Source organism: Antiquaquibacter soli (assembly GCF_030580675.1).
GTDB classification, from domain to species: domain Bacteria; phylum Actinomycetota; class Actinomycetes; order Actinomycetales; family Microbacteriaceae; genus Rhodoglobus; species Rhodoglobus soli.
This window is the reverse complement of sequence record NZ_JAUQUB010000002.1, coordinates 278,604-291,234: the sequence shown is the minus strand read 5'-3', so window position 1 is coordinate 291,234 and position 12,631 is coordinate 278,604. Positions and strand designations below refer to the sequence as shown.

Below are 12,631 nucleotides of genomic sequence, written 5' to 3'. Positions count from 1 at the left end.
GAAGCATGCGCCGATCGACCGTGACCGCCGGCCTGCTGCTCGCCTCCGGCTTCGCCCTCGCGGGCTGCGCCGCCGCTCCTGCCCCCACCCCGACCCCGTCCGCCTCGTCGCCGTCGCCGAGCCCGACGCCCACGGTCGACCCCGCGAGTCTCGGGCCGGTCATGCCCACCGGCGGCGTGGGCACGATCACCGAGGGGCTCGACGTGCCGTGGTCGATCGTGCCGCTCGCGAGCGGATCGACCCTCATCAGCGAGCGGGACCGCGGCGTGGTCCGCGAGCTCACCCCCTCCGGCGCCCTGCGCGACGTCGCGGTCGTGCCCGACGTCGTCGCGGCGGGCGAGGGCGGGCTCCTCGGCATCGAGGTGGTCGACTCGTTCCTCTACGCCTACCTGACGACCGCCACCGACAACCGGATCGTCAAGTTCGAGCTGCTCGGCAACGCGTTCGACGGGTACTCCCTCGGCGCGGGCACCGACATCCTCACCGGCATCGCCAAGGCGGGCAACCACAACGGCGGTCGCATCAAGGTCGGGCCCGACGGGATGCTCTACGCCACGGTCGGCGACGCCTCGGTGCCCTCGCTCGCGCAGGATCCCTCGAGCCTCAACGGCAAGATCCTGCGCATGACGCTCGACGGGGACGTGCCCGACGACAATCCGTTCCCCGGCTCGCTCGTGTACTCGCTCGGGCACCGCAACCCGCAAGGCATCGCGTGGGACGACGAGGGCCGGCTGTGGGCCGCCGAGTTCGGCCAGGACACCTGGGACGAGCTCAACCTCATCGAGCCGGGCGCGAACTACGGCTGGCCGGTCGTCGAGGGCGTCGGCGGGGTCGCCGGGTACACCGACCCGGTCGCGCAGTGGCCCACCGACGACGCGAGCCCGAGCGGGCTCGCCTACTACCGGGGAACGCTCTTCCTCGCAGGACTCGGCGGCGAGCGGGTCTGGTCGATCGTGCCGTCGACGGGGGTGATCCAGGAGCACTTCACGGAACAGTTCGGGCGCATCCGCGACATCGTCCCCGGCCCGGACGGTTCGCTGTGGTTCGCGACGAACAACACTGACGGCCGGGGCACCATGCGCGCCGGCGACGATCGCATCCTGCAGTTCGACGTCGCGCCGGTCGGCTAGCGCAGGTTCGATACTCCGCGCAGGAGGGACTCGAGGGCCATCCCGAGACCACCCGACCGTCCGGCCTCGAAGTCCCGCCTGCGCTCGGTGAGTCGGAGCCGCCCGAATCCCGCATCGAGGTCGATGCGCTCCTCGGGGAGAACGAACCGCTCGTCGGCTTCTGTCTGATTCACGGGAGCAACGCTACGGAGAGCATCCGCTGTCCACAGGGGGCGATCATCCCCCGCAACCTTCCTGCAATCCGGATGCCCGCTGCCGCCGGGTTAGCCTCGATGAGTGGCTGATCTATTGCGCGTACGCACGTGGGCGAGCACCCTCATCTCGCTCCACCTGGATGACTCGTGGAGCTTCGGCTTCGACAATGCGAAGACGCGCGCCGGTCTGTGCAACTACACGACGAAGCGAATCTCGGTGTCGCGGTACCTCGCCGCCCGCTACGAGGACGACGAGATCCACCAGGTGCTGCTGCACGAGGTCGCGCACGCCATGGCGGGCAACCGGGCCGGCCACGGCCCGAAGTGGAAGGCGATCGCGCGATCGATCGGCTACGAGGGCAAGCGGCTCCACGACGGTGCGGTCGCCGAGGATCTCGCCCCGTGGGTGGGCACGTGCCCCGCGGGCCACGTCGTGCACCGCTACCGCAAGCCGACCCGGCCGCTCTCCTGCGCGAAGTGCTCCCGCCGGTACGACCCGACGAACGCGATCACGTGGGTGCGACGGTAGACCGGGCGATAGCCTGAGGGGGTGCCTCAGCCCTCCTCGGGAGACCGCGTCCGACCCGTCACCCTGTCGGACGTGGCTCGTGCTGCCGGGGTCTCGCAGTCGACGGCGTCGAGGGCCTTCAACGGGAGCGCCCGCCGCGTCGACGAGGCCCTCAAGCAGAGGGTGCTCGAAGCCGCGGCCCGTCTCAACTACGTGCCCAACACCCAGGCGCAAGCCGTGGCGCGCGGCAGGACGACGACGATCGCCCTCCTCGTGAGCGACATCGCCGACGCCTATTTCTCGTCGATGGCCGCCGCGATGATGGCGGAGGCGGAGAGCGCCGGGCTCCGTGTGAGCGTCATCGTCACCGAGCGCCGCATCGAGCGCGAGCTCGAGGTCGTCCGGGAGGTGCGCGGGCAGCACGCGCGGGCGATCGTGCTCGCGGGGTCCGGGTACCGCGACGCCGCCCTCACCGGCACGCTGCGCGCCGAGCTCGACATGGTGATCGAGTCGGGGGGCAGGGTCGTGACCGTGAGCCGCGGCGATCTCCCGTTCGAGAGCGTCGACTTCGACAACGCCGGCGGGGCGCGACAGCTGGGGGCCTCGCTCGCGCGGCTCGGCTACCGGGACTTCCTCGTCCTCGCCGGCGAGCCCGAGCTCGTCGCGACCCAGGACCGGGTCGCCGGCTTCCGGGCGGGGCTCGCGGACGCCGGCATCGAGCTCGACGACGACCGCGTCATCCCGAGCGCGTTCAGCTGGGAGGGCGCTCGAGACGCGGTCCAGCGCCTCGGAGACGACGTGCTCGCCGGCACCCGGCTCGTCTTCGCCGTCAACGACGAGATGGCGCTCGGGGCGGTCGCCGCCCTGCGCGGGCGCGGATTCCGCATCCCCGAGGACATCTCGGTCGCCGGCTTCGACGACATCCGCACCCTTCGCGACGTCGTGCCCGGGCTGACGACGGTGCACGTGCCGATCGCCGACCTCGCCGCCGAGGTGGTCGGCCGGATCGCGCACGGCGTCCCGGGGGCGCCGGGCAGCATCCTGCCGACCTCGGTCGTGCTGCGGGACTCGACGCCCCGGCTGAACTGACGACGGTGCTACGCCTTGACGCCGCCGCTCAACAGGTCGATGCGCCAGAACCGCTGCAGGCTGAGGAACAGGATCACGACGGGGATGATCGATAGCAGCGAGCCCATGATGACGAACGAGTACAGGGCCGCCTGACCGCCGCTGACGCGGAGCATCCCGAGCAGGCCGAGCGTGAGCGGGTAGAGCTTGTCGTTGCTCAGCATGATCGAGGGCAGCAGGAAGTTGTTCCAGATGCCGATGAACTGCAGCAGGAAGACGGTGACCACGGCCGGGGCCATGAGCCGCACGCCGACCGAGCGGAAGATTCGCCACTCGCTCGAGCCGTCGAGCCGCGCGGCCTCCATGAGCTCGTCGGGCACGGAGGCCTCGGCGTAGATCTTGCACAGGTAGATGGCGAACGGGCTCACGAGCAGCGGCAGGATGACCGCGAGGTAGTTGTTCGTGAAGCCGAGCTGGGCGAGCATCAGGTACTGCGGGATCGCGAGGACGATCGCCGGCAGGAGCACGGCGGCGACGATGATGCGGAAGATCGTCGTGCTGCCGCGGAAGCGGTACTTTCCGAGGGCGTAGCCGGTGCCCGCCGCGATGAGCGTCGACAGGATGCCCCCGCCCCCCGCGTACAGCAGCGAGTTGAGCGCCCACTGCCCGAAGATGCCGTCGCGGTAGGAGAAGAGGCCGACGAGGTTGTCCTGGAACCCGCCCGTGAACGCCGGGACGAACGGCTCGGTGCCGAACAGCTCCGCGTTGGACTTCGTGGAGGCGATGAGGATCCACGCGACCGGCACGATCGTGTACAGCGCGCCGACGACGAGCACGGCCGTCGCGGCGAGGTTGAGCCGCGGTCGGGCAACGCGCGCGCTCACGACGCCCGCCCCTGCAGTCGGCGCCCGATCACGTTCACGAGGACGGTGGCCGCGACGGTGAGCACGACGATGACGAGCGCGCTCGCCGCTCCCTGGTGGATGTTGTTCTGAACGAACGCGTCGCTGTACACCTTCATGAGGGGCACCCAGCTCGACGTGATCGCGTTGGACAGCGGTCGCAGCGCGGTCGGCTCGTTGTAGAGCTGGAGGGCGCCGAGCACCGAGAAGAGAGTCACCATGACGAGCGCGGGCCGGATCATCGGGAGCTTGATGCGCAGCGCGATCTGCAGCTCGCTCGCGCCATCCATCATGGCCGCGTCGTAGATCTCGCCCGGGAGACCCCGGACCGCGGTGTAGAGGATGACCATGTTGAATCCGACGACGCCCCACACGGCGATGTTGGCGACGGAGAAGAAGATCTCGCGCGACCCGAAGAAGTCGATGACGTCGCCGCCGATCGGGCTCGTCGCCGGGAGGTAGAGAAAGCCCCAGAGCATGGATGCGAGCACGCCCGGCACCGCGTACGGGAGGAAGATCGCGATGCGTGAGAAACCGACGAGTCGAGCGCCGCGCGCGTCGAGGCAGAGGGCGAACGCGGTTGCGAGGATGACCGTCGCGGGCACTCCGATGACGGCGACGGCGAGCATCCGGCCGATGCTGGCCCAGAACTCCGCGTCACCGAGTGCGGCGGCATAGTTCTCGAGGCCGACGAAGACCGCCTGGGGGTCGCCTCCGAAGAGTCCGCCGGAGATCTTGGTCTGCTGCAGGCTGAGCACGAAGGCGTAGACCGTCGGGGCGACGGTGAAGCCCGCGAGCAGCAGCAGTGCGGGGGTCACGAGCACGACGGCGATGCGGTTGCTGTGCAGCTTCCGGCGCGGGCGGGCGGGAGCGGTGGTCATGCTGTTCCTCCGGGCGGAGCGGGCGCCGCGATCCATTCCGGTCGCGGCGCCCGCCCGAGGTGCTTACTGGGCGACGGTGAAGCCGAGCTTCTCGAGGTCCTCGACGCTCGTCGCCTGGATGGCGTCGAGCGCGTCGGACAGCGAGGTGCCATTCTGCAACGCCGTACCGAAGTCGTCACGGTAGGCGCCGAAGGTCACCGTGGCGTTCGGTCCCCAGATGTCGAAGCTCTTCGCCGTCGGCGCGACCTGCCCGATGAAGGCGTAGTAGTCGGGCTGGTTCGACATGAACGCCGGCGGGGCGTCGAGCTCGGGCAGCGAGCGGCCGGAGGTGGCCGCCGGGTAGACGTTGATGGTGGAGATCTGCAGCGCGAGGGCCTCGTCGCTCGTGTTGAGCCAGTCGAGGAACTTCGTCGCCTCCGCGGGGTGCTTCGAGTCGCTCGTGACAGCCATCGCCGAGCCGCCCCAGATGCCGGTGGCGTCGTCGCCCGCGGTCCACGCCGGCAGGGCCGCCGCGGTCCACAGGCCCGCCGTGTCGGGAGCGATGTTCGGGAACTGGGCGGGGGCCCACGCGGCGCTCACCCAGCCGACGAGGGTTCCGTCATTCATCTCGGCGGACCACTGGGTCGACCAGAACGGGTCGGACTTGATGACGCCCTCGCCGATGAGGCCCTGCCAGTAGTCGGCGACCTTCTTGCTCGCCGCGTCGTTGATCGCGACGGTCCACGTGTCGTCGGCGGCGCTCCACCAGTTGGCTCCCGCCTGCTGGGCGAGGCCGGCGAACCAGCCGGGGTCGCCCGCGCTGAACGTGCCGAGGTACTGGGCGGGGTTCGCCGCGTGGATGGTGCGGGCCGCGGCCGCGTACTCGTCCCACGTCGTCGGCGCGGACAGTCCGAGGGAGTCGAAGACGTCCTGGCGGTAGAAGAAGACGAGCGGGGCGAAGTCCTGCGGCACGCCGTAGAGCGCGCCCTCGAACTGCACCTGCGCGAGCGAGGCGTCGTCGAACTTGCCGGCGAGGTCGCTGTCGTACTCGTTCAGGTCGACGACGACGCCGTTGGCGATGAGCGCGGGCAGCGACTGGTACTCGACCTTGACGATGTCGGGGTTGGCGCCGGCCTGCGCCTGGGTGATGAACTTCGTCACGAGCTCGTCCGCCGACTCGCTCGGCTTGGTGAGCTCGACCTGGATGTCGGGGTTGGCCTCGTTCCAGGTGTCGACGATGGTCTCCATGTTCGGGTCCCAGGACACGAACTCGAGGGTGACGGGGCCGCCGTCCGAGCCGGTGCCGCCGGTGGTGGCGCAGCCGGCCAGCAGGGCGGCGGTCGCCGCGGTGGCAGTCGCAGCCGCGGCGAGGCGGCGGAGCGATCGAGGTGTCACGTGCATCTCCTTTGATGTGATTGCTGACCGGAGGGGTCGGGTGGTGCGGATTCGGTGGGAATGCGCATTCCAGAGAATAGGCATCCCGGGTCGTGCTGTCAATTGCTAGGCCATCGCGCTCAAGTGCTCGCGCAGAACGGGGTACGCCGCGGGGGCGCCGACGACAAACCGCTCGACCTCCTGCAGCACCGACTCGCCGAGCCGGAGGACCTCGTTGCCGAGCGCGCCGGCCACGTGCGGCGTCAGCACGAGGCCGGGGGCGGAGCGCAGGGATGCCCCGGCCTCGAGCGGGTCCGGGTCGGTGACATCCAGGATCGCCCGCAGCCGGCCGGCGCGCAGCTCAGCCTCGAGGGCGGCGCTGTCGACGATGGGCCCCCGGGCCGTGTTGAGGAGTACCGCGGAATCGGGCATCCTCGCGAGCTCGGCCCGGCCGATCATCCCGACCGTCGACGGCAGGAGCGGCGCGTGGATGCTCACGATCGAGCTGCGGGTCAGCAGCTCGTCGAGACCCACCCGGGTCGACTGGAGCGTCACGGGATCGCCGTCGTCGATGAGCGGGTCGTAGAGGAGCACATCGAAGTCGAACGCGGACAGCAGCCCGATCACCCGCCGGCCGATCGTCGACGCGCCGATGATGCCCACGGTTCTGCGGTAGTTGCCGATGTCCGGGTCGTGGTCGACGAGGCCGGGGTCGTGGTCGAAGTCGCGCTCCTGCACCACGAGCGGCAGGACGCCCTTGCCGGCGAGCAGGATCATGGCGAGCGTGTACTCCGCCACCGGGTGGGCGTTCGCGGCCGCGGCGGTCGTGACGAGCACTCCCCGCTCCCAGACCTCGGCGCCGAGGTGGCCCTTGACGCTGCCCGCCGCGTGGAAGATCGCGCGGAGGCGGGGCATCGCGTCGAGCTCTCTCGCGCCGATGGTGGGCGCACCCCAGCCGGTGACGAGCACCTCGAGCTCGGCGAGCACCTCGGGCGCGACATCGTCGAAGGAGGAGATCGGGGCATCCAGCACGACGTCCAGCCTCTCGTCGAGGCGCGAGCGTGCCGCGGCGTCGAAGAGGGCGGGAACGAGTCCCGCGTGCAGCGCGAACGCCGCCAAGGGTCGGCGACCCCGTCGTCCTGCCGCCACGTCGTCTTCCGTTCCGCTCGATGATCCGCACCCACGATAGGGCTATGCTGGGCTGCGGGCAACCGCATTCCCAGAATGCTCGCCACATGATGGCAAGCTCGAGCGCCCCTGTCAAAGACGAAGGATGATTGCAGCTATGACCACGCCCTCCTACCCCGACCTCGCGCTCTACGTCGACGGCGAGTGGATCCCTGCGGTCGAGCGCGAGACGCTCCCGGTCGAGGACCCCGCGACGCGGCGCATCGTCGGCAGCGTCCCCGTCGCCACCGAGGCCGACCTGGACCGCGCGCTCGACGGAGCGGCGCGGGCGGCGGACGGATGGCGCGCCACCTCGCCTTTCGAGCGCGAGCGCATCCTCGTCCGGGCCGCCGCGCTCCTCCGCGAGCGCCGCGAGACGATCGCCGAGGCGATGACGCTCGAGAACGGCAAGCCGCTGCGCGACTCCCTCGACGAGGTCGACTACACCGCCGACATCATCGAGTCGATGGCCACCGACGGCCCCCGCCGCTACGGCAAGGTGCTCCCCGCGGGAGAGGGCCAGGGCCGCATGATGCTCGTCGCGGAACCCGTCGGCCCCGTCGCGGCGTTCACGACGTGGAACTACCCGCTCACGGTGCCCGGTCGCAAGGTCGCCGCGGCGCTCGCGGCCGGCTGCACCGTCGTGATCAAGCCGGCCGAGGAGACTCCCGCGAGCGCCCTCGCCCTCGCCCACGCCCTCCACGACGCGGGGCTTCCCGCCGGCGTGATGAGCATGGTGTTCGGCGACCCCGCCGCGATCTCGACGCGGCTCATCGAGTCCCCCGTCATCCGCAAGGTCTCGTTCACCGGGTCGACCGCCGTCGGCAAGCTCCTCGCCCGCCAGGCCGCGGAGCTCGTCAAGCCCATCAGCCTCGAGCTCGGCGGCCACGCCCCGGTGCTCGTCTTCGACGACGCCGACCTCGACGCGGCGGTCGAGGGAGCGACGGGTGCGAAGCTGCACAACACCGGCCAGTCGTGCGGCTCTCCCATCCGGTTCTTCGTGCACGAGGCGGTGCACGACGAGTTCGTCTCGCGCCTCGGCGCCGCCCTCGACGCCGCAGTCGTCGGCGACCCGTTCGACGACGCCACCCAGATGGGGCCGCTCTCGAACGCCCGACGGTTCGACGCCATGAAGCCCCTCATCGACGACGCCCTCGCGAAGGGCGCCACTCTCGTCGCGGGCGGCACGGGCGACGACTCGACCGGGTACTACTGGCGCCCCACCCTCCTCGACGGGGTTCCGGAGGACGCGCTGCTCATGCACGACGAGCCGTTCGGCCCGATCGCCGTCGTGACGACGTTCAGCGACGAGGACGAGGTCGTCGCCCGCGCCAACGACGTGGCGTTCGGGCTCGCGTCGTACCTCTTCACGGGGTCCGCCGATCGGGCGCTGAGCATCCCCTCCCGCCTCGATTCGGGCATGGTGAGCGTCAACCGGTTCGGGGTCGGCGCTCGCGACACCTACTTCGGCGGGCGCAAGCAGTCGGGCTACGGCTCCGACGGCGGGCCCGAGGCCGTCGAGGACTACATGGTGCACAAGCTCATCGCCCAGGCATGATGGGAGGCGTGACCCGAACCGCGCTGCTGCTGTCCGGAGTCGGCCGGTACGCCGACCCGTGGCATCCTTTCGCCCCGACGAGCGAGGTGATCGCGGCGGTCGCCGAGTCACGCGGGTTCGCCGTGACGATCGCCGACGACGTGGATGCCGCGGTCGCCGCCCTCGAGCACGGCGCACTGCCCGAGCTGCTGATCGCCAATCTCGGCAAGCCGGTCGACGGGATGCCCTCCCCCGCCGCACCGGCGGGCCTGGAGCGGGCTCTCGCCGAGGTGCCCCTGCTCGCGGTCCACGCGGCGGCCAACTCGTTCCCCGACTCGGACGCGTGGGCGGCCGCCGTCGGCGCCCGCTGGATCGACGGCGTCTCGTGGCACCCCGACTACGGGCCGGTGCGGGTGTCCGCGACCGCCGCCGGGCGCGGCCTCGGTCTCGCGGACTTCGACACGGTGGACGAGCGCTACCACGCGCTGCGCCCCGCGGCGGAGCGCTCGGTGCTGCTCGAGGTCGACGCAGAGGGCGGCGGCACGGAGCCCGTGGCATGGCTCGTCGAGGGCGCGCCGCGACGCGCGTACAGTGCGCTCGGCCACGACGCTGCGGCGTACGACGCCGAGCCGGTGCGGGAGCTCGTGGGGCGGCTCGTGGAGTGGGTCACCGCCTAGACCGGCCCCCGATGTCGGCGTAACCCATCACAATGGTTACATGCTGAACCCGACTGCTGCACGACCCGCTCGACCGACCGGCCAGTGGCTCACAACCGACGGAACCCGCTGGTGGTTCGACTCCGGAGCGCTCGCGCTCGACCTCGCCTACACCGGGCGGTTCGACCAGCCGGAGCGGCTCGGATCAACCGCCGAGCTCGCGGCCTGGTTGGAGGAGCGCTTCGAGGAGGTCGACGGCACGGTGTCCGACGGCGACCTGCGCGACGCCCTCGCCCTGCGGGACGCAATCGCCGGGGCCGCGCTGAGCGCGAGCCGCGGCGAGCAGCCGAGCCCCGCCGACGTCGACATCGTGAACCTGTACGCGGCCATCCCCGACATCCCGCCGTCGCTACCCGGCGGAACCCGGCAGGCGGGCCGCACCCGCGCCCGCGCGGCGCAAGCGCTCTCCGCGATCGCGCGGGAGGCGGTCGCCCTCTTCGCGATCGATGAGCGCGAGCGCATCCGGGAGTGCGACGCCGACGACTGCTCGTTCGTGTTCTACGACGAGTCCCGATCCAACAACCGCCGCTGGTGCTCCATGGCGCGCTGCGGCAACCGGGCCAAGGTGCGAGCCCACCGGTCCAAGAAGGGGAAGAAGGAGGCAGTGGCATGACCATCGCGCACATCAATCCGGGGACGATGCACAAGAATCCGGCGTTCTCGCAAGCGGTGCTCGTCGAGAGCGGCCGCACGCTCTACATCGGCGAGCAGAACGGCGTCGACGAGAACGGCGCCATCGTGCCGGGCGGACCCAAGGCGCAGTGCGCCGCCGCCCTCGAGCAGATCAAGCTCGTGCTCGCCGACGTCGGCGCCGACCAGTCCAACGTCGTGCGCCTCACGGTGTACTTCGACCGCAACACCGAGCTCGCGCCCCTCTTCGAGGCGTCCGAGGAGGTGTGGGGCGACCATCCGACCGCCATCACGGTGCTGCAGGTCTACGCGATGGGCCGCCCCGACGCGTGCGTGGGCATCGAGGCCGTCGCGGTGATCTGAGGAGCGCGGCGTCGGCGCGTGCGGCGGCGGCCGTACTACGGCAGCAGGGCGCGGACGGCCGCGATCGCGTCATCCGGGGCGAAGTTGTCGGGGTCGCGGATGATCTGCACCGCCGCTCCCTGCAGGAACGACAGCACGATCGACGAGAGCACCCGGGCGTCGACGCCGCGACGGGCGTCGGACTCGTCGAGCGCCGCCTCGAAGGAGCGCCGGTAGTTCGACAGCGCCTCGCGGATGCGCCGGCGGTACACGTCGTCGCGCCGCGCGAAGTAGAACATGAAGATGAGCTCGACGACGGGCGCCTGCCGACGCAAGCCTTCCATCTCGGCGACGAGCATCTCGCCGAGTCCGCGGCGGCCGGAGTCGGACTCGCCAAGGTCGCGGTCGGCGTTGAGCGTTCGGGCGAGCACCGAGTCGAGGAGGGCGAGCATGAGCCCCTCGCGGCTGCCGAACCGCTCGACGACCGCCGTCGGCGTGACGCCTTCCGCGGCGGCGACCGCGTCGAGCGTCACGGGCTCGAGGCCTTCGCGCAGCGCGATCTCGAGGGCGCTGCGCAGCAGCTGCGCCTTGAGGTCGGGTCGCTCGTCCCTCGCCCCGGCCACCGTCTGCGGGTAGCGCTCGATCTTCCAGCCGGTCTCCCGGCGCACGCGCACGGAGCCGCGTTCGTCCATTGTGTTACCTCGGTCCCAGAACTCCTGAGACGAACCTAACAGCGCGCCGGTCGGCCGGATGACTCGCGGGCGAGCCGCTACTCGACGACCTGGACTTCCTTCCAGAACGCCACGTAGTCGCTGAAGTCCTTGCCGACGCGGTCGAACGCGGTCGGGTACGGGTGCGGGTAGCTCCACGCGCGGTCCTGCAGGAGCCCGGCATCCGTCTTCACGGAGAAGTACTGGCACTCGCCCTTCCACGGGCACGTGTAGGGCGTGGGCGACTTCTCGAGGAGATCGGAGTTGACGCTCGACGGCGGGAAGTACCAGTTGCCCTCGATCTTGATAAGGTCCTCGACCGGGGCCTCTGCGATCACGGTGTCGCCGATGACGGCCTTCATGGTGTCTCCTTCGGTGGGTAGCGAAACGACGTAGGAGCCAACCGTGTCACGGGCGGCTGAATTCCCGCAGAACGTCGAAACCGGCGCCCGCCGCGGCCTCGCGCGCCGCATCCAGGGCGGCCGGCCCGGATGCCTCGAGCAGTTCCTGCCCGCTCACCGACGCCGTGAGCACGTGGCTTCCCGCATTGCGCAAGCCCGCGAAGGCGCCGGCGGCGGCCGCCGCCTCGGGCGAGGTGAAGTCGAGGCCGACGTCGGCGAGCGCATCGATGACCGCGCCCGCGGCGACAAGGTCCTCGACGCTGAAGCGGCCCTCCGGGGTGCCCGCCGCGACGACGGCGACGAACGCCCGGTCGCCGAGCTCCACCTGCCGGTCGAGCACCCACTGGGCGACCGCCGCCCGCGACCCCGTCGACCCCGTGACGATGGCGCCGTCGTGCTCGATCGCGAGCGGGTCGACCGACCCGTCGGGGAGGGCGTCGACCCACACGACGATGTGGGCGCCGGGGGCGATCGCGTTCGCGCCGGCCACCCCCCAGTCGAATCGGACCTGGTAGCGGGACTGATTGGTCGCGGAGCTCACCGTTCGAGGCTAGCGGAGCGGGAGGGGCGGATGACGCCGGTGTACGGCACGCTAGAGCCATGCGCGTGCTGCTCAGGATCGTCCTCGACTGCTCACCGGATGCCGCGTGGGACGCCATCCGCGACCCCCGGGTGTTCGCCGCCGTGTCGGCCCCGCTGCTCTCCTTCGAGTCCCTCGAGGCGGGTGGCTTCCCCGACCGCTGGGACGCCGGCGACCATCCGGTCCGCGTCCGGGCCGCGGGGCTCGTGCCGATGGGCGAGCAGGTCATCGGCATCTCGTTCCCCGAGCTGCCGGGCGTGCGGGCGATGCGCGACACGGGCCGGGCGCTGAGCGGCCCGCTTCGGGTCGTGTCGCGCTGGCAGCACACGCTCACCGTCGCGCCCGCGCCGGGCGGCCGCACCCTCTACCGAGACCGGCTCGTGATCGGCGCGGGGGCCCTCACTCCGCTGCTGTGGCTCGTGTTCTGGGCGTTCTGGCAGTGGCGGGCGATCGGGATGCGCCGGCTCGCGCCCACGTGGGGGCGAGCCGGGCATCCCGGCCGCTAGGCCGAC

At 71.2% G+C, this 12,631-nt stretch carries 16 protein-coding genes; 8 read left to right on the top strand and 8 right to left on the bottom strand.

Translation table 11 applies throughout. From position 1 onward, the window contains the following. Nucleotides 1-5: 5 nt before the first annotated feature. A complete protein-coding gene (locus tag Q5716_RS11395) occupies nt 6-1,130 on the top strand; it encodes a PQQ-dependent sugar dehydrogenase (RefSeq protein WP_305003262.1) in 1,125 nt (374 codons plus the stop codon). On the opposite strand, the gene Q5716_RS11390 is transcribed toward Q5716_RS11395, so the two are convergent. Beyond that, complete coding sequence (locus Q5716_RS11390; protein ID WP_305003261.1) at nt 1,127-1,303, bottom strand: hypothetical protein; 177 nt, start codon at nt 1,301-1,303, stop codon at nt 1,127-1,129. The genes Q5716_RS11395 and Q5716_RS11390 overlap by 4 nt on opposite strands. Before the next feature lie 103 nt (nt 1,304-1,406). Here Q5716_RS11390 and Q5716_RS11385 point away from each other — a divergent pair, with 103 nt between their 5' ends. Beyond that, nucleotides 1,407-1,853, top strand: coding sequence for a SprT family zinc-dependent metalloprotease (locus tag Q5716_RS11385; RefSeq protein ID WP_305003260.1), 447 nt, complete (start codon nt 1,407-1,409; stop codon nt 1,851-1,853). A 21-nt stretch (nt 1,854-1,874) separates the two neighbouring features. After that, nucleotides 1,875-2,921 (top strand): LacI family DNA-binding transcriptional regulator, encoded by a 1,047-nt coding sequence (locus Q5716_RS11380; RefSeq protein WP_305003259.1) that lies wholly within the window; start codon nt 1,875-1,877, stop codon nt 2,919-2,921. Nucleotides 2,922-2,929: 8 nt separating this feature from the next. Here the strand turns inward: Q5716_RS11380 and Q5716_RS11375 are convergent, their stop codons facing one another. The 4 genes from Q5716_RS11375 to Q5716_RS11360 form a co-directional block, all read right to left on the bottom strand. After that, complete coding sequence (locus tag Q5716_RS11375) at nt 2,930-3,784, bottom strand: carbohydrate ABC transporter permease (protein WP_305003258.1); 855 nt, start codon at nt 3,782-3,784, stop codon at nt 2,930-2,932. Beyond that, entirely contained in the window at nt 3,781-4,683 is a 903-nt protein-coding gene (locus Q5716_RS11370) for a carbohydrate ABC transporter permease (RefSeq protein ID WP_305003257.1), read from the bottom strand. Before Q5716_RS11370 ends, Q5716_RS11375 begins: the two co-directional genes overlap by 4 nt. 63 nt (nt 4,684-4,746) lie before the next feature. Next, entirely contained in the window at nt 4,747-6,057 is a 1,311-nt protein-coding gene (locus Q5716_RS11365; protein WP_305003256.1) for an ABC transporter substrate-binding protein, read from the bottom strand. Between the two features lie 105 nt (nt 6,058-6,162). Beyond that, entirely contained in the window at nt 6,163-7,185 is a 1,023-nt protein-coding gene (locus tag Q5716_RS11360) for a hydroxyacid dehydrogenase (RefSeq protein ID WP_305003255.1), read from the bottom strand. 136 nt (nt 7,186-7,321) lie between these two features. Between Q5716_RS11360 and Q5716_RS11355 the strand changes: the two genes are divergently transcribed. From Q5716_RS11355 to Q5716_RS11340, 4 genes are read left to right on the top strand one after another with little or no spacing between them, the layout of a single operon-like run. Then, complete coding sequence (locus tag Q5716_RS11355; protein WP_305003254.1) at nt 7,322-8,761, top strand: NAD-dependent succinate-semialdehyde dehydrogenase; 1,440 nt, start codon at nt 7,322-7,324, stop codon at nt 8,759-8,761. Between the two features lie 8 nt (nt 8,762-8,769). Next, entirely contained in the window at nt 8,770-9,417 is a 648-nt protein-coding gene (locus tag Q5716_RS11350; RefSeq protein WP_305003253.1) for a ThuA domain-containing protein, read from the top strand. Nucleotides 9,418-9,457: 40 nt separating this feature from the next. Further along, nucleotides 9,458-10,069, top strand: a complete 612-nt coding sequence (locus Q5716_RS11345; RefSeq protein WP_305003252.1) for a CGNR zinc finger domain-containing protein — start codon at nt 9,458-9,460, stop codon at nt 10,067-10,069. Further along, nucleotides 10,066-10,449: a RidA family protein gene (locus Q5716_RS11340; protein ID WP_305003251.1), complete on the top strand. Its 384-nt coding sequence runs from the start codon at nt 10,066-10,068 to the stop codon at nt 10,447-10,449. Before Q5716_RS11345 ends, Q5716_RS11340 begins: the two co-directional genes overlap by 4 nt. A 35-nt stretch (nt 10,450-10,484) precedes the next feature. On the opposite strand, the gene Q5716_RS11335 is transcribed toward Q5716_RS11340, so the two are convergent. The 3 genes from Q5716_RS11335 to Q5716_RS11325 all read right to left on the bottom strand — a co-directional run bounded on the left by Q5716_RS11335 (nt 10,485) and on the right by Q5716_RS11325 (nt 12,080). Beyond that, complete coding sequence (locus tag Q5716_RS11335) at nt 10,485-11,120, bottom strand: TetR/AcrR family transcriptional regulator (RefSeq protein WP_305003250.1); 636 nt, start codon at nt 11,118-11,120, stop codon at nt 10,485-10,487. Nucleotides 11,121-11,197: 77 nt separating this feature from the next. Next, nucleotides 11,198-11,500, bottom strand: a complete 303-nt coding sequence (locus Q5716_RS11330) for a DUF427 domain-containing protein (RefSeq protein WP_305003249.1) — start codon at nt 11,498-11,500, stop codon at nt 11,198-11,200. Between the two features lie 46 nt (nt 11,501-11,546). Beyond that, nucleotides 11,547-12,080 carry a 2-phosphosulfolactate phosphatase gene (locus tag Q5716_RS11325; protein ID WP_305003248.1) on the bottom strand — a complete coding sequence of 178 codons (534 nt, stop codon included), beginning with the start codon at nt 12,078-12,080 and terminating at the stop codon, nt 11,547-11,549. A gap of 59 nt (nt 12,081-12,139) precedes the next feature. Here Q5716_RS11325 and Q5716_RS11320 point away from each other — a divergent pair, with 59 nt between their 5' ends. Then, nucleotides 12,140-12,625 carry a hypothetical protein gene (locus tag Q5716_RS11320; RefSeq protein ID WP_305003247.1) on the top strand — a complete coding sequence of 162 codons (486 nt, stop codon included), beginning with the start codon at nt 12,140-12,142 and terminating at the stop codon, nt 12,623-12,625. Nucleotides 12,626-12,631 lie beyond the last annotated feature (6 nt).